22 protein-coding genes are annotated in these 20278 nt (G+C 39.2%); 9 read left to right on the top strand and 13 right to left on the bottom strand.

Annotated elements, in window-relative coordinates; translation table 11 throughout:
• Nucleotides 1-38: 38 nt before the first annotated feature.
• From rlmC to pheS, 7 genes are all read right to left on the bottom strand, one after another.
• A complete protein-coding gene (gene rlmC, locus C9J42_RS06595) occupies nucleotides 39-1184 on the bottom strand; it encodes a 23S rRNA (uracil(747)-C(5))-methyltransferase RlmC (RefSeq protein ID WP_107245328.1) in 1146 nt (381 codons plus the stop codon).
• A gap of 151 nt (nucleotides 1185-1335) precedes the next feature.
• Nucleotides 1336-2094, bottom strand: coding sequence for a vitamin B12 ABC transporter ATP-binding protein BtuD (gene btuD / locus C9J42_RS06590; protein ID WP_107205859.1), 759 nt, complete (start codon nucleotides 2092-2094; stop codon nucleotides 1336-1338).
• A gap of 4 nt (nucleotides 2095-2098) precedes the next feature.
• The gene (gene btuC / locus C9J42_RS06585; protein WP_199186998.1) at nucleotides 2099-3091 is read right to left on the bottom strand and encodes a vitamin B12 ABC transporter permease BtuC; all 993 of its coding nucleotides are present in this window, start codon (nucleotides 3089-3091) and stop codon (nucleotides 2099-2101) included.
• Nucleotides 3092-3191: 100 nt separating this feature from the next.
• Nucleotides 3192-4235 (bottom strand): succinylglutamate desuccinylase, encoded by a 1044-nt coding sequence (gene astE, locus C9J42_RS06580; RefSeq protein ID WP_107205857.1) that lies wholly within the window; start codon nucleotides 4233-4235, stop codon nucleotides 3192-3194.
• 203 nt (nucleotides 4236-4438) lie between these two features.
• Complete coding sequence (gene ihfA / locus C9J42_RS06575; protein WP_005367406.1) at nucleotides 4439-4735, bottom strand: integration host factor subunit alpha; 297 nt, start codon at nucleotides 4733-4735, stop codon at nucleotides 4439-4441.
• A gap of 488 nt (nucleotides 4736-5223) precedes the next feature.
• Complete coding sequence (pheT, locus tag C9J42_RS06570) at nucleotides 5224-7611, bottom strand: phenylalanine--tRNA ligase subunit beta (RefSeq protein WP_107301805.1); 2388 nt, start codon at nucleotides 7609-7611, stop codon at nucleotides 5224-5226.
• Between the two features lie 20 nt (nucleotides 7612-7631).
• Nucleotides 7632-8615, bottom strand: coding sequence for a phenylalanine--tRNA ligase subunit alpha (pheS, locus tag C9J42_RS06565; protein WP_005367402.1), 984 nt, complete (start codon nucleotides 8613-8615; stop codon nucleotides 7632-7634).
• 745 nt (nucleotides 8616-9360) lie between these two features.
• On the opposite strand from pheS, the gene C9J42_RS06560 reads away from it, so the two are divergent.
• The 3 genes from C9J42_RS06560 to C9J42_RS06550 all read left to right on the top strand — a co-directional run bounded on the left by C9J42_RS06560 (nucleotide 9361) and on the right by C9J42_RS06550 (nucleotide 10473).
• Entirely contained in the window at nucleotides 9361-9606 is a 246-nt protein-coding gene (locus C9J42_RS06560) for a phenylalanyl-tRNA synthetase subunit alpha (protein WP_107205855.1), read from the top strand.
• Between the two features lie 145 nt (nucleotides 9607-9751).
• Entirely contained in the window at nucleotides 9752-10009 is a 258-nt protein-coding gene (locus tag C9J42_RS06555) for a YiaA/YiaB family inner membrane protein (RefSeq protein ID WP_107205854.1), read from the top strand.
• Between the two features lie 101 nt (nucleotides 10010-10110).
• On the top strand, nucleotides 10111-10473 hold the full coding sequence (locus C9J42_RS06550; RefSeq protein ID WP_146144298.1) for a hypothetical protein: 363 nt from the start codon (nucleotides 10111-10113) through the stop codon (nucleotides 10471-10473).
• A gap of 99 nt (nucleotides 10474-10572) precedes the next feature.
• Here the strand turns inward: C9J42_RS06550 and rplT are convergent, their stop codons facing one another.
• The 5 genes from rplT to yqfB form a co-directional block, all read right to left on the bottom strand.
• Nucleotides 10573-10926 (bottom strand): 50S ribosomal protein L20, encoded by a 354-nt coding sequence (gene rplT / locus C9J42_RS06545; RefSeq protein WP_005367388.1) that lies wholly within the window; start codon nucleotides 10924-10926, stop codon nucleotides 10573-10575.
• A 44-nt stretch (nucleotides 10927-10970) separates the two neighbouring features.
• The gene (gene rpmI / locus C9J42_RS06540; protein WP_005367387.1) at nucleotides 10971-11165 is read right to left on the bottom strand and encodes a 50S ribosomal protein L35; all 195 of its coding nucleotides are present in this window, start codon (nucleotides 11163-11165) and stop codon (nucleotides 10971-10973) included.
• A 99-nt stretch (nucleotides 11166-11264) separates the two neighbouring features.
• Nucleotides 11265-11816 carry a translation initiation factor IF-3 gene (infC, locus tag C9J42_RS06535; protein WP_107205852.1) on the bottom strand — a complete coding sequence of 184 codons (552 nt, stop codon included), beginning with the start codon at nucleotides 11814-11816 and terminating at the stop codon, nucleotides 11265-11267.
• A gap of 3 nt (nucleotides 11817-11819) precedes the next feature.
• Nucleotides 11820-13751: a threonine--tRNA ligase gene (gene thrS, locus C9J42_RS06530; RefSeq protein WP_107260677.1), complete on the bottom strand. Its 1932-nt coding sequence runs from the start codon at nucleotides 13749-13751 to the stop codon at nucleotides 11820-11822.
• A gap of 201 nt (nucleotides 13752-13952) precedes the next feature.
• Nucleotides 13953-14279 (bottom strand): N(4)-acetylcytidine aminohydrolase, encoded by a 327-nt coding sequence (gene yqfB / locus C9J42_RS06520; protein ID WP_107205850.1) that lies wholly within the window; start codon nucleotides 14277-14279, stop codon nucleotides 13953-13955.
• Between the two features lie 358 nt (nucleotides 14280-14637).
• Between yqfB and C9J42_RS06515 the strand changes: the two genes are divergently transcribed.
• Nucleotides 14638-15507, top strand: coding sequence for a fructosamine kinase family protein (locus C9J42_RS06515; RefSeq protein ID WP_107205849.1), 870 nt, complete (start codon nucleotides 14638-14640; stop codon nucleotides 15505-15507).
• A gap of 230 nt (nucleotides 15508-15737) precedes the next feature.
• Entirely contained in the window at nucleotides 15738-15941 is a 204-nt protein-coding gene (locus C9J42_RS06510) for a CPXCG motif-containing cysteine-rich protein (RefSeq protein WP_107245335.1), read from the top strand.
• Nucleotides 15942-16002: 61 nt separating this feature from the next.
• On the opposite strand, the gene C9J42_RS06505 is transcribed toward C9J42_RS06510, so the two are convergent.
• Complete coding sequence (locus C9J42_RS06505; RefSeq protein ID WP_107205847.1) at nucleotides 16003-16611, bottom strand: riboflavin synthase subunit alpha; 609 nt, start codon at nucleotides 16609-16611, stop codon at nucleotides 16003-16005.
• Between the two features lie 294 nt (nucleotides 16612-16905).
• Between C9J42_RS06505 and C9J42_RS06500 the strand changes: the two genes are divergently transcribed.
• Genes C9J42_RS06500 through C9J42_RS06485 form a run of 4 tightly spaced genes read left to right on the top strand, consistent with a single transcriptional unit; the run spans nucleotide 16906 to nucleotide 20111 of the window.
• A complete protein-coding gene (locus C9J42_RS06500; RefSeq protein WP_107301804.1) occupies nucleotides 16906-17550 on the top strand; it encodes a riboflavin synthase subunit alpha in 645 nt (214 codons plus the stop codon).
• A gap of 14 nt (nucleotides 17551-17564) precedes the next feature.
• Nucleotides 17565-18587 carry a glycosyltransferase family 2 protein gene (locus C9J42_RS06495; RefSeq protein WP_107205846.1) on the top strand — a complete coding sequence of 341 codons (1023 nt, stop codon included), beginning with the start codon at nucleotides 17565-17567 and terminating at the stop codon, nucleotides 18585-18587.
• Nucleotides 18580-18960, top strand: a complete 381-nt coding sequence (locus C9J42_RS06490; RefSeq protein WP_005367375.1) for a GtrA family protein — start codon at nucleotides 18580-18582, stop codon at nucleotides 18958-18960. The genes C9J42_RS06495 and C9J42_RS06490 overlap by 8 nt, the downstream gene beginning before the upstream one ends.
• On the top strand, nucleotides 18957-20111 hold the full coding sequence (locus C9J42_RS06485) for a hypothetical protein (RefSeq protein ID WP_107245340.1): 1155 nt from the start codon (nucleotides 18957-18959) through the stop codon (nucleotides 20109-20111). Before C9J42_RS06490 ends, C9J42_RS06485 begins: the two co-directional genes overlap by 4 nt.
• Nucleotides 20112-20278: the final 167 nt, after the last annotated feature.

The following is a 20278-nucleotide window of genomic DNA, read 5'->3' as shown; positions in this document are numbered from 1 at the left end:
ATAAGGACATAACGTTATGCCCTTTTACCTTATCAACATTAAATATGTTCAAGTAACACCATAACTTCAACATGCTCTGTGTGCGGGAACATATCAAACCATTGCAACTTCATTACCTTATATCCTGTTAACCTCGCTAAGTCTTGCTCTAGCGTATAAGGGTTACAACTTGAATAAATAATATGTTTTGGTGCAAAATCATTTAGTTGTTGGCACAGTTGTTCACCAATCCCCCGCCTCGGTGGATTCACCAATACTAATTCTGGCGCACTTTTATTTGATTGCGAAAAACTGGTTGAATCTAAAGCTGCAAACCGTAAATTCGTCACCCCCATAATTTCAGCAGAATGTTTAGCACTCTCAATGGCTTCTGGCTCTATTTCGATACCAGTAACATGCTCTACCTCTTCAGCACAATGTAACGCAAAACCACCAACACCACAGAATAAATCCCACATAGAAGCTGGCTTTATCTCACTAACCCAACGTTTTGCTGTTGCATAAAGGCTCTCTGCCACTTTTGGATTGGTTTGAAAAAAGCTTTTAGGTCTTACAACTAATGGAACATGATTAAATTGTTCTAATAAATAATGATCAGAGGTTAAGAAAATTTCTTCTTCCCCTTCTAAGCGTGCCATGTGTACGGGCTGAATATTCACCGATACGACTTTTACCGTAGGAAATGCCGCCATTAGTTCAGGTAAATTATTAACAATACGAGCGATAGCCTCATGGCTTCTCAATACAAATCGAAGCATAAACTCACCTCGACTATCACTGCGTGTTAATAACACAAATTTCAGCTCACCTTTCTTTTTCTTTACGTTATAAGGTGGAATACCAGCACAACGAATCCAACGCTCAATATAGATCAACAACGCTTGCATATCTGCGGGATACAAAGGACAAGTACACAAACTAATCGGTTTAGATCCTGCCGTTGAATCCTCAGTCTGCTTTTGAATACCTAAACATGGTTCATGAGCTGCGCCCAGCACCACCATTTTGGCTTTATTACGATAGCCAGAAATGGCACTTTCTACTGGTGCTAACCATTGCTGTGGGTGATGTTCTGAAAACAAACTACGTAACACATCATCTTTTTGTTTAATCTGCTGCGGATATGAAAGCGAAGCTAAAGGGCACGATTGGCATACCCCTTGAAGTGAGAATGGACAATGCATAGTTCAAACGTTTACAGGAAAAAATGGTAGTCTAACCTGTGAAATAAAAATGACTATTTAGATTACAAATCATCATAATTAAAAATTTTTATCACCCATTTAAATGTCGCATTTTATTACTGCATATCATCAATAAATCAATACCATTTGCCTAATCAACAAATACTAAATTTTCAATGCCTTGATAATTCACTTTTACAATCCCAGTACTAAATACCTTCTCTAACTGTGAAACAATCATTACCTCCTGCGTCCTACCAACAGCAAAACAATGGCCTGCTTCTAGCAATACCACTTTGTCGGCTTCGCGTAATGTCCGATTCAAATCATGGTTAGCCATAATCACTGCGATCCCTTGTGACGCAATCTTCCGTATCAATTTATACATAGACGCTTCTTGGCCAATATCTAAAGATGCAGCGGGTTCATCAAGTAATAGAAATTTAGCGTCGGGATTTAATGCAGGCCAAACTTGTAAACAAGCGGAAGCTAATCTGACTCTCTGCCACTCACCACCAGAAAGTGTTTGTATACTTCGCGATAATTTATCAACAATACCTAAATACCCACACACTTCATCAATTGCAGCTTGTTTAATCACGTCTTTTACTTCACCCAACGCCGTAAAAGACATTAGAAGATACTGGTATACAGGAATGGCAAAATTTGGCTTATCTTGCTGAGACATATAACTACGCACACGCGCTAATGAAGCAAGATCATAATCCATTAGATCAATTCCTTCCAAAGTGACATTGCCAGCCGCAGAAAATAACCCAGAAATAAGCCCTATTGCGGTACTTTTGCCACTACCATTAGGACCAATAAAATGCACGATCTCACCGCTATCAACAGAAAAGGTTAAAGGCTCTAATCGATGTTCAGCAGCAATACGATTAATCATTAACATATTATTAATCCAGTTGTGCTCGCATAAGCATCCAAATAAACACTGGTGCACCCAGTGATGTAGTCACAACGCCAACAGGAAGATCAGCAGAAGGCAGTAAAATACGTGATAACGTATCGGCGAAGGCTAATAATACCCCTCCAGCTAAAGCAGATAACGGCAACAAAAAACGATTTTCTGTGCCTAACATCAAACGTATCAAATGCGGAACAACAAGCCCAATAAAGCCAATAATCCCAGCTAACGCGACAGCACTACCGACTAATAACGATACCATTAAGATCAATTTCCAACGTAGAGTCGCTACGTTCAAGCCAAGTTGCCGCGCATGGAGCTCTCCCAACATTAAAATATCGAGTTTTTTCCCCTGACAACATAAAACAGCTAACACAGGAACAATAAAAAATAGCAAAGAGAGTTGCTGCCAATTAACCCCACCAAGGCTTCCCATAAGCCAGTACATTAACTGTCGCATATTAAGATCATCACTAAAATAAAATGCCCAAGTAATAACAGCACTAGACAAAATACCCAACGCGACACCAATCAGTAATAAACGAGTCATTGAAACACTACGTCGACGTGAGAGCCCTACGAGAATTAATGTAAATAATAATGCGCCTCCCATCGCTGTAAACATGGTAAGCATTGGAGATGGTGCAAATGGCAAAAAGAATAATACTGCAACTAGTGCTAAACTTGCACCACCGGAGATACCCAATACACCCGGCTCTGCTAATGGATTACCAAGTAATACTTGCAGAACGGCACCAGAACTTGCTAAAGCAGCCCCTATAGCCAGAGCAGCTAATAACCGAGGCAGACGTAACTGTAGGAGTAATTGTTGTTCTAAGCCGCCTTCAGGTGCCCATGGTGTGATCCACAACTCCCCAACGGATAAGGAAAAAAAACAAACAAGAATAAGTAGTAAAACTATTAGCCAAAAACTAAACCGCCAGCGTGATTGCTGACGGGCTAATAATGCATTAAGAGACATACGATCCATCGTCAAAATGGTAAAAGCCCCCTACCCTACAACCTTCGTAAAAGAACAAAAGTATGAGATTGTAATAATGAAAAACATGATTTTTTAAAACTTATCCACATAACCGTATCTGCTCATCAAAGATGATATGTGCTTTTTTTACCATTAATGCTGCTCGTTGGCCTAAAGCTACATTCGCATTAGGAAAAACAACAGCCTCTCCTTTTTCATCCGCAATAAACTCTTGTTCTTTATCGCTACCTAAATAGGTGCCTTCTTCGAAAAATGTAAAATTTGGCAAGTCATTCGGAAAAGAGAAATTGAAATCGTCAGATTGCTTCAGCAGAGTGCGGCTAACGCGGTAGACCTCGACATCATTATTCCATGTAATAGGCAAGGAGCTTTCAGTCACCAACTTCATCATCGCTCTACTAAAATGCGCCAATAGCGCTAAATTGTTATTGCCAAAATCTGCAACTTTACCCAGTTCAATCGTCAGCGCTTGTGCGCCATGATATTCCGCACTAAACCAACTAAAAGTAGAAGAAGGATCGTTTGCCAATAACACCGCTTCTATTTTTGCATGCTGAATAAAACTAAACAGACTATTGCTACGTGATAACTTATGGCTATATGGACTAATCGCAAAGGTATAGTGTTCTGAGCGTCGAATTGCACAGTGAAGGTCAAGATGCCACTTTTCTGGTTGAATAGCTGTAGAAGAACCATAAAAGCTATTTACAGCCTCTTGCAGTTGATTTGCAATCGTACAGTCAATGTTCCTTTCTTGATTCCGAACTTTGAATAAACGATTCATATTTTCATCAATGAAGCGTGTTTTGTTATTAATAGCTTCAGGGTGAGCAATAATTAACAGTAACCGATGAACCGGTTCAATATGCCCAAGTAAAATACCTTCCGCTAACTGTTGTATTAATTCTATTGGCGCCGTTTCATTACCATGCACACCAGAAGATAAAACAATATCTTTTGCCGTACTCATTTGCTCTACCGGCGTGATTTGTAGTACACCACGCTGCAACAATTTACAATGAATACCAGATTCCAATATCCATTCGCCGACCGTGAATGGTAATGATAAATCACAAGTTGCCGATAAAAAACGGCCTTTTTTCACTTCATCAACAAACGTCATATTACCTCCATGTACATAAACGTTATGAAATACAATCGCCCAATAGCTTTAACCTCCAGTATAAAACACCAAACTTTAAACACAATAGCAACATAATGACAACCCACAGCCTCATGAAGGTTCACTTATCTCAGCAAGAGGTAATAAAAAACCCAAGAGAATAAATTCACTTGGGTTTCGATTTGACTAAGCGTTAAACGGGCTTATTTAGGTACTTCTAATGTTTCTACACGTGCTTTTAGTTTCTGACCTGGACGGAAAGTGACTACACGACGCGCAGAAATTGGAATATCTTCGCCAGTTTTCGGGTTACGCCCTGGTCTCTCGTTTTTGTCTCGTAAGTCAAAATTACCAAAACCAGACAGTTTTACTTGTTCGCCATTTTCTAGAGCCTTCCTAACTTCTTCAAAGAAGACTTCCACCGTATCCTTGGCGTCCCGTTTGCTTAATCCAACATTCTCAAACAGGTTCTCAGCCAAATCGGCTTTTGTGAGCGCCATAGATAACTCCCTCAAGACTATGTTGAATGTATAGTAACAACACTGGCATCATTCCAATTTGTTACTGTGAATAAGGTTACGTTAATAAGGCTAATAACACCTATAGTTGGTGCTTGAAGAGATTAACATCTCAACTTCCTTATCAACTAGAGTCAAGTCTAAGCCAACTTGCTGATTTCCGCCAACTTTTTTACGTAAACTTCACGTTAATTTCTTAATATATTTTTGCTTCACACACTTTCCATTGTGCAATCAGTTGAAATAAAAACAAAACAGACCAACAATAAAATCATTTAAAAACAAACAGTTATCATCTTATATATTTTATAAAACATAGAAAAAGTAAAAAATATCTATTAATCAGAGTCTTATTAATTTTTTGGAGAAAGATCAAAAAAAAAGCAGCCGTTGCTGGCTGCTTTTAAAAAACAAGGAGTTAAACGCGTCAATATTTTGTAATTAACGCTATTAACTTTTATTGACGAGTCTTAGTCACGTAGTGATGCACCGAACTTTTCAGCAAGTGCAGCAACAATAGCTTCTACTGCTGATGCAATATCGGCTTCTTCTAATGTGCGCTCCGCTGATTGTAGCGTTAGTGCGATTGCAAGGCTCTTGTTACCTTCTTCAACGCCTTTACCCGTGTAAACGTCAAATAGGTTAACATCTGTCAGTAGCTCGCCACCGTTTTCACGACAAGCAGCAACAACATCACCAGCTAATACATCTTCGTTTACCACAACGGCGATATCACGACGGTTTGCAGGGAACTTAGATACAACTACCGCTTCAGGAAGCATACGAGTGTTAATTGCCGCCCACTCGATTTCAAACATGATTGTACGACCATTCAAACCGAACTTACGCTCTAGCTCTGGGTGTACAGTACCAATGAAACCAACTTCTTTGCCGTCAACAACGATTGCTGCTGATTGGCCAGGGTGAAGTGCTGGGTGTTTAGCGGCTTTGAAACTAAATGCTGCTTCATTAGCTGTTAGCTCAAGTACGGCTTCTACGTCACCTTTAAGATCAAAGAAATCTACAGTGTTAGTTGCAATATCCCAGTGCTCATCACTACGGTTACCTGCAATCACACCAGCAAGCATCATTTCTTGACGCATACCGTTTTCTGCTGATTGCTCAGGAACAAAACGTAAGCCCGCTTCAAATAGACGAACACGTGGTTGCTGACGCTTCTGGTTGAACACAACTGTATTTAGTAAGCCAGTCCACAAGCTTAAACGCATTGCTGACATATCTGCAGAAATTGGGAAAGGCAGAATCAATGGCTCAATTTCAGGCACGATAAGTTTTTGTTGCTCAGGCTCAACGAAGCTGTAAGTAATCGCTTCTTGGTAACCACGATCAACAAGCAGATCACGTACACGCTTAAGCGGAAGGTTCGCTTCTTTGTGTAAGTTCATGCTTAGTGCAGCAACTGGCGATTGATTTGGAATGTTGTTGTAGCCGAAGATACGACCCACTTCTTCCACTAAATCTTCTTCAATTGCCATGTCAAAACGCCACGCAGGTGCTGTTGCTTTCCAGCCAGCATCTGTAGTTTCAACGTCACAGCCTAGACGTGTTAGGATTTCAACCACTTCCTCAGAAGCAATTGAGTGGCCTAATAGACGGTCTAACTTAGTGCGACGAAGTTCAATCGTTGCAGCTTTTGGCAAATCAGCTTCTGATTCAGCTTCAACGATTGGCGCAACTTCACCACCACAAATTTCAACGATAAGTGCTGTTGCACGCTCCATCGCCTTCATTTGTAGTGTTGCATCAACACCACGCTCAAAGCGGTGTGAAGAATCAGTGTGTAGGCCATAGCTACGAGCACGACCACGGATAGCATCAGGAGCGAAGAATGCACACTCAAGTAGTACGTCTTTCGTCTCAGTGTTAACACCAGAGAACTCCCCACCGAAGATACCAGCAATCGCTAGTGCTTGCTTGTTATCAGCAATGACTAGGGTGTTGTCGTTAAGTTCAGCTTCGTTACCGTCAAGAAGTGTTAGTTTCTCATCTTGCTCTGCCATACGAACAACGATGCCACCGTCGATCTTAGCAAGATCGAATGCGTGCATTGGTTGACCCATTTCAAGCAATACGTAGTTAGTGATATCTACAATTGGATCAATTGAGCGTGTACCACAACGACGTAGTTTTTCTTGCATCCATAATGGTGTTTCAGCTTGAACATTAACATTACGAACAATACGACCAAGGTAACGTGGACATGCCGCAGGTGCTTTAACATCAATAGCAATAGTGTCAGCAGCTGTAGGTGCAACGATCTCAAATTGAGGCTCAGTGACTTCAGCACGGTTAAGTACGCCAACTTCACGAGCAAGACCTGCAATACTTAGACAGTCAGCACGGTTAGCAGTTAGATCAACGTCGATAGTAACATCGTCAAGACCTAGGAATTCACGGAAGTCAGTACCTAATACTGCATCCTCTGCAAGTTCCATGATGCCGTCAGATTCAACATCAATACCTAGCTCAGTGAATGAACAAAGCATACCGTGAGAAGGTTGACCGCGTAGTTTTGCTTTCTTAATTTTAAAATCACCAGGAAGCACAGCACCAACCGTTGCAACCGCAACCTTGATACCTTGACGGCAGTTAGATGCGCCACAAACGATGTCTAGAAGCTCTTCAGCACCTACATCCACTTTTGTAACACGAAGTTTATCTGCGTCTGGGTGTTGTGCACACTCAACCACTTGACCCACTTTAACGCCAGTGAATTCACCAGCAACTGCTTCAATACCGTCAACTTCCAGACCAGCCATTGTGATCTGGTGAGCTAGCTCTTCGCTGTTTACTGCAGGATTAACCCACTCGCGTAGCCAAGATTCAGAGAATTTCATAGATTTCTAGCCCCTAGTGCTTACTTAAACTGTTTTAGGAAACGTAAGTCGTTCTCAAAGAACGCACGTAAATCGTTAACGCCGTAACGAAGCATAGTTAGACGCTCAACGCCCATACCAAATGCAAAGCCTGAGTATTTCTCAGGATCGATGTTAACTGAACGTAGAACATTAGGGTGTACCATGCCGCAGCCTAATACTTCTAACCACTTACCATTCTTGCCTTTTACATCAACCTCAGCTGAAGGCTCTGTAAATGGGAAGAACGAAGGACGGAAACGTACTTCAACTTCTTCTTCAAAGAAATTACAAAGGAAATCGTGAAGAATACCTTTTAGTTGCGCAAAGTTTACGTTTTCATCAACTAACATACCTTCCACTTGGTGGAACATTGGTGTGTGAGTTTGATCGTAGTCATTACGGTAAACACGACCAGGAGCAATGAAACGGAATGGCGGTTGACCATTTTCCATTGTACGGATCTGAACACCTGATGTGTGCGTACGTAGCATTAGATCTGGGTTAAAGAAGAACGTATCGTGGTCGGTACGTGCTGGATGATCTTCAGCAATATTTAGCGCATCGAAGTTGTGGAAAGCATCTTCGATTTCAGGGCCAGCTTCAGTTGTAAAACCAAGCTCACCAAAGAAACTTTCAATACGCTCAATGGTACGTGTTACTGGGTGTAAGCCACCATTTTCAATACGACGACCAGGCAGAGAAACATCGATAGTCTCAGCCGCAAGCTTAGCTTCAAGCTCTGCACGTTGTAGGCCATCTTTACGCTCTACAAGGAGTGTTTGCACTGCTTGTTTCGCTTTGTTGATCTCTTGACCAGCAGTACGACGTTCTTCTGGTGGTAATTTACCTAGGGCTTGAAGTTGAAGAGTTAAGTGACCCTTCTTACCTAGGAATTGAACTCGGACTTCGTCCAGAGCGACTAATGAATCAGCCTGCTCAATAGCTGCCGTTGCGTTGGCAATAATCTCGTCTAGATGTTGCATCGTATCCTCATCCACCCACAGGTGGCGTCCTTAAGGGAGATATAAAATCGCGTATTGATACATACTAAAGAAAGCAGCGTCTAAATCCAAATTGAATCGTACTAAAAGCGCAAGTTTGGACGAAAAAAAAACGTCTTTATCAGTTGAACGGCAAAAATTGAGGATTTCAATCAATTAGCGCCTAACAATAAGAAAATCATTACATTGTATGAGCATTCCTATTTATCATTTTTTACGTATCAAACTTTCTCTACTGAGAGTAATTTTATTACGTCTTTTTTGAGGGAATAACAGTGGACATTAAAGATTTCACAGCACTATTAAAAATCTTAAGAGTCACATTACTGCTTTGTATTGCCCTCATAATCATGGCCAATATGGGTATGTTCTCTAGCATGCCTATTATGGTTTAAGAACCGTTAATAACTCAGTTTTATATAAACTCTATACATGTGCTGTATTACTTTGCTTTTAATGGTTTATTTGTGGGATTTCTCATCTCTTTATTAATGAGTTTTAAACACACTAAAACACAGACCAAAAACTATATTCAGCAACATTGAGACCCTTTTATTTGTTAAATAAAAGCCAAAATTGATAACAAAATATCAATATAGATACGCAATCATTATCGTCGCTTTTTTTATACTTCTGACGATAAATAGTGAAATTAATTATCAAACCTGTTTTAAAATTACATTTTTCAGTGTAAATTATGATCAAAATCAAAGTTAGGAAGTCTCTGATGAACAATAAAGATCTAGCTGCACTATTAAAAATATCAACAATTGCAATGATCCTTTGCACCGCATTACTTGCTCTTGGTAACTACGGCCTAGCGCATTCAATGCCTATTAACTCAGCTGCAGGATTTAACATTGTTAACCTTGTATTCTTCATTGGTCTTAACGCTCTTTTAGTTCCATTCCTTGCGTTTCTATTTAAAACTCGTGCTCGCGCAAACAAGCAGCGTCGTATGATTAAAGCATAAGTTTTATTTTCTTTAATTTTTAAACCAGCACCTCTTTCTAAAGTGCTGGTTTTTTTATATCTGATAAAAATAAAATACACTGTTGAATTATTTAGCAATATCACATACCATAATCGAACACTGTTTTATTTAATTAGGATATAACATGAAAAAACAAGATAACTATTGGTTAACGTATGCTAAGGCTACTTTTGTCATTGCGACCATCGCAATGATCATTAGTATCGTCAAATTACCGGGCGATTTAATCGTGAAAGGCTATTACAGTATTTGTAGCTTATTTCTTGTCAGTGCAACGATCACTTTAAGTAAAGCTATTCGTGATGAATCTGAATCAAATCGTTTAATCAATCGAATAGAAGAAGCGAAAACAGCTAAATTACTTAATGAGCTCGATGAATAACATAGCTATCAGCCATGACGAATATTTCCTTCAAATACCTCTACTTTCAATATTCGCAATTAAAACAAGTCATAACAACATTGGAAGTAAAGAAGAGTCAGTTGCTTGAGGATGAAAAATGCCTCAAGCAGCAACTTACCGATGCTGATCAACATTTCTTAATGCTTATTAACAATCCACTACCAGAGCCTCACCCTTCTAGACCAAGAATATTAAAAGATAACCCTCAATTAAAACCTAAATGCACAAAGCCTATTCACCATGCTTTATTTGCATTAAGTAAACAGCAACAACAATTAAACAAAGATCTCATCAAACGACAAAAATATAAGGAGAAGACTAAACGTCTTTTAATTCTTTTTAAAAAAGCAATATCTAATGAAGCTTACTTAGATATGGAGCATAGAATGCAAATAGAACAATTGAGTTTACAGTTAGAGCTATTACTTGCAAGCCATCTATAAATCAATAGAGAAGTGAATATTTAGAAGAAATAAGTATGATATACAACGAAAAAAGGAGAGCCGAGGCTCTCCTTTTAACTTAAAAACTAAACTGAGAAATTACAGTGCAGCTTTTGCCTTTTCCACAAGAACAGTGAAAGTAGCTTTGTCGAATACAGCGATATCGGCAAGGATCTTACGATCGATTTCGATAGATGCTTTCTTCAGACCGTTGATTAGACGGCTGTAAGACATACCATTTTGACGTGCAGCAGCGTTGATACGTGCAATCCAAAGTTGACGGAAAGTACGTTTCTTCTGACGACGGTCACGGTAAGCGTATTGACCAGCTTTAGTAACAGCTTGGAAAGCTACGCGGTAAACACGTGAACGTGCACCGTAATAGCCTTTAGCTTGTTTAAGAACTTTCTTGTGACGTGCACGCGCTTGTACACCACGTTTTACGCGAGGCATAGGAGACTCCTAACTAAAATAATAAAATATAAAACTAAAAACGATTAAGCGAACGGAAGCATACGAGCAACTGCAGCCACTTCACACTTAGGAAGGATTGCATTTGGACGAAGCTGACGTTTGTTCTTAGTAGTACGTTTAGTCAGGATGTGACGCTTAGTAGCGTGCTTAAACTTAAAGCCACCAGCTGTTTTTTTGAAGCGCTTAGCTGCGCCACGATTTGTTTTCATCTTTGGCATGAGATGATAACTCCGCATTGTTGATAGTTAATAATCACAGTAATAGGGCGAACAAAAAGCGCTGCTTAAGCAGCGCTTTTAGCTACTTGAATGCCTTTATTACTTCTTCTTTGGGGCAAGCATCATGGTCATTTGACGACCTTCTACTCGATTAGGGAAGCTTTCACAAACCGCGATTTCTTCAAGCTCACTCTTAATACGATTTAGAAGTTCAATACCAATGCCTTGGTGGGCCATTTCACGACCACGGAAACGTAGCGTTACTTTACCCTTGTTGCCCTCTTCTAAAAAGCGAGTCAGGTTGCGTAGTTTTACCTGATAGTCGCCTTCGTCTGTACCAGGTCGGAATTTAACTTCCTTGATCTGGATTTGTTTCTGGTTTTTCTTTTGCTCTTTAGCAGCCTTGCTCTTCTCGAACAGGTACTTGCCATAGTCCATCACACGACAAACTGGTGGCTCGGCATTAGGGCTAATTTCAACTAGATCCACACCAGCGTCTAGAGCAACTTCCATTGCTTCATCAAGTGAAACAACACCAACTGATTCGCCATCAAGGCCAGTCAGGCGAACTTCACGTACGCCACGAATTTCTTCATTTAGACGATGCGCGTTTTGCTTAACTGGTGCTTGGGTTCTTTTTCCGCCTTTAATACCTTATTCCTCCACAATATTGAGCTTACGACTGCTAATTTCTTCTTGCATAAATGCAACAAGTTCATCAATCTTGAATTTACCCAAATCTTTACCCTTGCGAGTACGAACTGCTACAACGCCTGCTTCGACTTCTTTGTCGCCACAAACCAGCATGAAAGGTACTCGCTTCAAAGTATGTTCGCGGATTTTAAAGCCAATCTTCTCATTTCTCAAGTCCGCATTGACTCTAATTCCACATTTTTTCAATTTTTCTACAATTTCTTGCACATATTCTGACTGAGCATCAGTAATATTCATCACTACAGCTTGTTGAGGCGCTAACCATGTTGGGAAGAAGCCTGCATAATCTTCGATAAGAATACCGATGAAACGCTCTAGTGAGCCAAGAATTGCACGGTGAATCATAACCGGTGTGTGACGTTCATTATCTTCACCTACATAAGTAGCGCCTAAACGCTCTGGTAATGCAAAATCTAGCTGAACGGTGCCACACTGCCATGCGCGATCAAGGCAATCGTGAAGAGTGAACTCGATCTTAGGACCGTAGAACGCACCCTCACCTTCTTGAATTTCAAATGGAATTTCCATTGATTCAAGCGCGGTAATTAAGTCTGATTCAGCTTTATCCCACATTGCATCAGAACCTACACGTTTTTCAGGACGTGTTGATAATTTAACAACAATGTTGTCGAAACCGAATGTCTTGTAAGTATCATACACCATTTCGATGCAAGATGTAACTTCTTGTTGTACTTGAGCTTCTGTACAGAAAATATGCGCATCATCTTGGGTGAAACCACGTACACGCATAATGCCGTGAAGTGAACCTGATGGTTCGTTACGGTGACATGAGCCAAACTCAGCCATACGCAATGGAAGATCACGGTATGATTTCAGACCTTGATTAAAGATCTGTACGTGACCTGGGCAGTTCATTGGCTTGATAGCGTATTCACGGTTCTCAGAACTTGTTGTGAACATCGCATCTGCGTACTTATCCCAGTGACCAGAACGTTCCCAAAGCACACGATCCATCATTAGAGGACCTTTAACTTCTTGGTAATCGTATTCATTTAGTTTTTCACGAATGAATACTTCTAGCTCACGGAAGATAGTCCAACCGTTGTGATGCCAGAACACCATACCCGGTGCTTCTTGCTGCATATGGAACAGATCAAGTTGCTTGCCGATTTTACGGTGATCACGCTTAGCCGCTTCTTCTAAACGAGTAAGGTGTGCTTTTAATGCTTTTTTATCGTGGAATGCAGTACCGTAGATACGTTGAAGCATCTTATTGTCGCTATTACCACGCCAGTATGCACCCGCAACGCTTAATAGTTTGAAGTTTTGACAGAAGCCCATGTGAGGTACGTGTGGACCACGACACATATCAATGTATTCTTCGTGGTGGTAAAGACCTGGACGGTCATCACGCGCTACGTTCTCATCAAGAATTTCAATTTTGTAAGTTTCGCCGCGTGCATTAAATGCATCACGAGCTTCTTGCCAGCTTACTTTTTTCTTAACAACCTGGTATTTGGTTTTAGCAAGCTCAACCATGCGCTTCTCAATCACTTCAAGATCTTCTTGAGTTAGTGATTGCTCTAAGTCGATATCGTAGTAGAAACCGTTATCGATTGTAGGACCAATAGCCATTTTCGCATCTGGGTAAAGCTGCTTAATTGCATGGCCTAATAGGTGAGCACATGAGTGACGTACAATCTCTAAACCATCGACTTCATCTTTTGCAGTGATGATTTCAAGGCTTGCGTCGTTTTCAATTAGATCACATGCATCTACGCGTACACCATCAACACGCCCTGCGATCGTTGCTTTAGCAAGACCAGGACCGATTGAAAGTGCCACGTCCATAGTTGATACAGGCGCGTCGAATTGACGTTGACTACCGTCAGGAAGAGTAATTACAGGCATGAATAATGTCCTTTAACAGTGGTGCCACACACCAAGTAGCACATGTTGAATTTATAAAGCTTTCAGAAGCTTTTACGAATAAAAAACGCCTTACTTTCGATACCGCAATACTGAGCGGCACACTAAAAGAAAAGCGAGGCTGTACTATAGCAAACGGATTAAAAGGATTGCAAAGAATCCTCTTAAATTAATAACAATAATTTAGTCAACGAGGGTGTAACTAACAACGTACAGTTTTTCTATCCCAGGATAGATATCTTGTATAACGCTTTTAAGCACATCGAGTGTCATATTTTCTTGTTTAGCATGAAAATCATTTAGTTCAGAAAACAAGATAGGCTCTACCCTATCGATTTGTAAGGTACAAAATTCACGGCCATCTTCAAATGTGGAGACTTTTACTTGTGAACCTGGAACATAATGACTTTCAGACTCATCACGAATAGTGATTGTCTTTTTTCCTGAAAGAATATCGGCTTCAAAACGTTCAAAAAATGTCATGTCTGTTGGTATGATTTTCTGGTTCATATTTTATATCTTTTCCTAAAAGTAATGTGCTGTAGATTACCTGCATTCTCAACGTGAATACATTTTGTTTTGTAAGTATCTTTATCAATTAGTGTCTAATTACTTTTTATTGAATCGCCATCTAAGATTTACGCATATTTTTACGATGTGATTATTTTTTATTTAAAAAAGAAGAACATATATTTTATGCGGTGGTTTATTTTAATACTTTGTTTTTGTTGTTCTTTCTATCGTCTGAATTCTAAGTTTTTAAAAACAGTAACTAAAATCACACTGAGTTCACATTTCTTCACTCGATATATAGTCTAAGATGTTGATAGACAAGTTGTATACATAAGTTTCAGTGCGGAGGATGATTATGTGGCAAGCCATTTCTCACCAACTGTCAGATGTACTAGGTCGACCATTTAAGATTATTGAGCGACAAACGCTTGAAGGGGGCGATGTCAATGAATGCTATTGCGTTAGCGATGGTGATCAACGTTTTTTTCTCAAACTCAATGATAAAGAACAGCTCGTTGTCTTTGAAACTGAATCAGAAAGTTTACGTATTCTTAATGAAGCCAATTGTGTTCAAGTACCTCAGTATATCCATGTTGGTACATGCCGCGATAAATCCTTCCTCACACTGAATTATTTACCAACAAAAAAAGTCGATGATAATGCTGGTTATCAATTAGGTCAGCAATTAGCAAAACTGCATTTATGGGGTGAGCAAGCTGAATACGGTTTTGATTTTGATAATTATGTTGGTTTAACGCCACAACCTAACCGTTGGCATCGCCGGTGGTGTCGTTTTTTTGCAGAGCAACGTATCGCATGGCAATTACAACTATGTGAAGAAAGAGGCATTATATTTGGTAATATTGACATTATTACTAGCAATGTCATTAAACACTTAGTTAACCACCAGCCGAAACCTTCTTTATTACATGGCGATTTATGGCATGGCAATACTGCTCTAACTGTATCTGGCCCAATTATTTTTGATCCCGCCACATACTGGGGGGATCGCGAATGTGATATTGCTATGACAGAACTGTTCGGTGGTTTCCCAAACAGCTTTTATAAGGGTTACAATTCAGTCTATCCTCTTCCCCCCGAGTATCAAGAGCGTAAAGAGCTTTATAACCTTTATCATATTCTTAATCACTGCATACTCTTTGGTGGCGAATATATGGGCCAAGCTGAATACATTATAGCCAAGCTTAATCTATTAGATGAGTAATTAAATTCTATGTATGTGTCGACGTAAGGTATGTATAAGCTTTTGCATATCTTTCGTCGTACATTAGTTTTCATTGATAGCTATTATCACCACAGTAAAATAAGTTTACCTGCAAACGCTTTTGCCAGCGTCTAGGCTATCAATAGTATTTTTAGTTATAGCGAATATTATCAACATAACCTAAATTAAATTTGCTGCTGATAACTGACTGCGAGTGAAGGAGTGCAATAATGAAAAACTATTCAGAACAAAGCGTTACCTGTCCCCATTGTGGACAAATCATACGCATTGAATTAGATGCAAGCGCTGGTAGCCAAGAGTTTTATGATGATTGCTCTGCATGCTGTAATCCGATTCATATCAATATGCAGGTTGATGATCTCCACAAAACCATTAATTTATTTATCGATGCTGATGACGAGCAAATTTTTTAATACTAATTCCATGATCAATTAACTAGACCAGTTACGCTAAGCGGTCTAGTTAATCTCTCGTTTATGATTTTGCTGCCATTACACGCTCAACAGTATCAACTATCGCTTGGGTTTGAGGATCTATTTCAATATTAATCACATCACCAATAACACGACTTTTTAAATTTGTACGCTGTAATGTTTCAGGGATTAAATTCACATTGAAACGATTTTCGACCACATCACCTATGGTGAGGCTTATACCATCAATCCCTATATAGCCTTTAGTGAATACATACTTCATCTGTGCTTGCGGTAAAGTAAACCAGATCTGGTGATTATTTTCTGATGTAACAACATTAGATACTTCTGCTGTACACATAATATGTCCAGACATAGAGTGCCCACCGATTTCATCGCCAAACTTTGCTGCACGCTCAACATTGACGACATCACCTTCTTTAACTAAACCAAGATTAGTGATATTTAGTGTCTCTTGCATCAAATCAAATGACCACAAATCATCATTAATCTCCGCCACTGTCAGACAACAGCCGTTGTGAGCAACCGAAGCCCCTAGCTCTACATTACTTAATAAATTAGCAGGCATACGTATTACGTGAGTTTGAAAATCTTGTTTCTTACTAATCGAAATAATTTCTGCTGTTCCCTGTACAATTCCCGTAAACATAACGCTCCTAACTGAGTTAATAATTAACTTAGGCTGTTAATCAATATCTTGATTTTATAGCTCTTTTTTATAGAAAAACTATCAAATAAGCCAATATTTAAAAATGAGTATTCAATGTCTTACTTTTACTTTTCTTATACAGCATTGATTAACCTTTTCTATGTTATTTACCAATGACAATTAATTGTCAAAAAAACAACTTGGCAATGAAATCCATATCCCTTCTGGGAATAAAGTTATAAAGTGTATTCTTACAGCAATAAGATAACGAATACAAAATAATATAGGTATATTATGACTATTGATGTCGCTAATGATGCCATGCCAATAAACACTAAAAAAAACCATTCTTGTACAACATTACGTATTACGCTAATAACGTTAATTACGATCTTATCGTGTTATTATCTTTGGGTTTTATATAAAGCAGTAACCCCGAACGTAAGTATTGCGTATAAGGCGTATTACATTAAAACTCAGACTCTCTTTTGGCAGCCTAAAGAGCCTAACCTTGCTCTAAAGATTCCATCATCGCTAGAACTTTCAACAAAAGTTCCCTATTTATCACGCGCAGGATGGAATGAAGACGCTGATAATGGTGCTCGATTATTAACAAGTACTGGCGGGTTTTATTTCACGCTTCCGCATAAGGTAAAGCAAAAGGTTAAAGTCAGTATCACATTAGCATCTTCACTATCCTCACCATTGCACTTTTCAGTAAACCAATGGCATGGCGTTTTTGCACCAACAAAACAATCTAATGTGTTTGATGCCATTATCCCAGCATCTGCATTTAAGTCTGGCGATACATTACAAACATTGCAGATAAAGGCATTAACACCGTTGGCATTTAAGTTGGTGGACTTTGCCTTTTTATCTAAAAACGATAGTCATCAAGCAACAAAACCAACAATCGCGTCACCTTTTAATGATCAATAACTAAGGTAAATAATATGAATAATAACCTTAAAAATACAGACTATACCCTGTCACTTATCGTTCCTGTATATAACGAAGAAGTCGCTATTGAGCCATTTATTAACGAAATCAATAATAAGCTTTCCTCCATCCGCTCACATATTGATATTGTTTTCATTAATGACGGTAGTAAAGATAAAACACAGTCTGTAATTGAAGCTCAAATAGCCAAAGATGATTCAATTAGCTTAATTAACTTCGCTCGTAATTTTGGCAAGGAAGCAGCCATGACCGCAGGCCTTAATTACGTAAAAGGTGATGCTGCTGTGATTTTAGATGTTGATTTACAAGACCCACCAGAACTGATCCTTGAATTTGTCCAATTATGGCAAACAGGGGAATACGATACAGTTTATGGTGTTCGTGTTGACCGTTCACAAGATACTTTGTTAAAGCGTGTGACTGCAGGCGGTTTCTATCGTTTCTTCAACTTTTTATCTGCAGAAACAATCTTACCCGAAAATGTCGGTGATTTTCGTCTCATTGACCGATGTGTTATTGAAGCAGTAAAACAATTACCTGAACGTAACCGCTTTATGAAAGGTTTATTGGCTTGGTCTTCATTCCGCTCAATCGGCGTCGATTTTCAGCGTCCTGAGCGAAATGTTGGTGATACTAAATTCAACTATTGGAAGTTATGGAACTTCGCAATGGATGGTATTACAAGTTTTACTGCTTGGCCTCTACGTGTATGGGGGTTTGTTGGTTTTGGTATCTCGTGTTTATCTTTTACCTTTTTAATGTATGTATTAGTCAGTACTGTTTTCTTTGGTATTCATACACCAGGGTACGCATCAACCATTTCCGTTGTTCTATTCCTTGGGGGGATTCAATTAATTTCATTAGGCGTAATTGGTGGCTATATCAGCCGCATTTATACCGAACTAAAACAGCGCCCTATTTACCTTGTTGAAGGTGTCTATGGGAAATATAGTGAAAAAAACACACAACCACTTGTTACAGAGACAGAAAAAGAGTTAGAAACCATCAATGAATGAGTCATTTTTAAAGCACTTTTGGCAATTAAATCGATTTGCAATTATTGGCTTACTTGCAACAGCCGTACACTTGTCTGTTGTTAGACTATATTTTTTCCAAATCCAAGATCCATCAGAATACAGTGCCAACGTGATCGGTTTTAGTATTGCTTTTTTAGTGTCTTACTTTGGACATCGCCACTTTACGTTTGGACAGAAAGGATCATTTTTAAAATTTTTGGCCGTATCATTGATGGGCTTTTTTATTAACAATTTAATCCTTGCTTCATTGTTGAAATCTGCAATGTTCTCAGGTTGGCTGGCGGTAACAATATCAACCCTTTGCGTACCTGTAATTACCTTCATCTTGGCTAAATTTTGGGTGTTTAAATGACTACATTAAGCTTACCTTCAATCAAAATTAGTCAACAAGAATGGCTGACCATTATATTTGCCGTTATTGTGAGTCGCACCGTTATCTACTGTTTAGGTTTATGGGGAGTAGCCGAGTTTGCTTCTGGACATTATGCTGAACAGCCTTTATTGCAAACTATTTGTCGCTTTGACTGTGTCTGGTTTTATCGGATCATCGAAAATGGCTATGATTTAGTGCCACAATGGCTAAGTCAAAAGAATGCGGCTAACTGGGCATTTATGCCTCTACAGCCCTTTATTGGTTGGATCTTTTCAAAATTTTTCTTTTTTGAAAACCCAATTAACAATGCCCGCTTAGGTTTAGTCATAGCGTCAAACTTAGCGTTTTTATTCAGCCTGCCGATTATTTTAATGGCGTTAAAGCAGCTTAATTTCAGCAAAGCAACGCAGTCTGCTGCTATCTGGTTATTGTGCTTTTCACCTTATACTGTGTATTCAACTGCAGGCTATACCGAACCGCTCTTCATTGTTTTCGTGACTGGTGTATTCCTGTTTAGTTATCGCCAACAATGGGGATGGGTCGCTATTTTAGGTCTATTAGCCGCTATTACCCGTAACCTTGGCGTGTTCTTGGTTTTTCCTGTACTCATTATTGCGATTCAACACTACGGTATAAATAGCTTTTTTCGCTTAAAAACCCCGGCACTGAAAGCAATTTCAGCCATATGGGTGATCCCTTTCGGCTTTTTCACCTATATGGCTTATCTCTACTTTCATGTAGGTGATGCGCTGGCTTTTGGACACATCCAAATTGCATGGGGACGTCAATTAACCAATCCGTTTCACTGGCTCCTCTATGGTTTTGAAACAGGCGGCCCTAAGCTTTACTTAGCCATCATGGCGATACTCGCGTTTATACTAAATATCTATTTGGTCGCGCGTAAATACTACGCTGAAGCCATATTTATGTTCATTTGTTTGATATTACCGCTGTCATCAAATTTAAATGCGATGCCTCGTTATGCGTTTGGGTTGTATCCAACCTTTTTTGGCTTACTTTTACTTATTGAACGTTATCCGAATATTAAAACACCAATGCTATGTGTCTTTAGTGCAGCAAGTACTTTTATCGCGATTGGCTTTTACAGCCATATGATGTTTACGGTTTAACTTTCTCGATAAAACAGCAGCTTAATGAGTAAACACTATCTACTAAGCTGCTGTTATTCCCACCCCAAAGCAATAATTATGTAAATTGCCAATATTCTGTTTTGGTTATACGCCTTTTGTTTATATAATCCTGAAAAATCATTGGCAGTACAAAATAGAATGCCATA

Source organism: Photobacterium sp. GB-56, assembly GCF_003026105.1.
Taxonomy (GTDB): domain Bacteria; phylum Pseudomonadota; class Gammaproteobacteria; order Enterobacterales; family Vibrionaceae; genus Photobacterium.
This window is presented reverse-complemented; position numbering and strand designations above follow the sequence as displayed.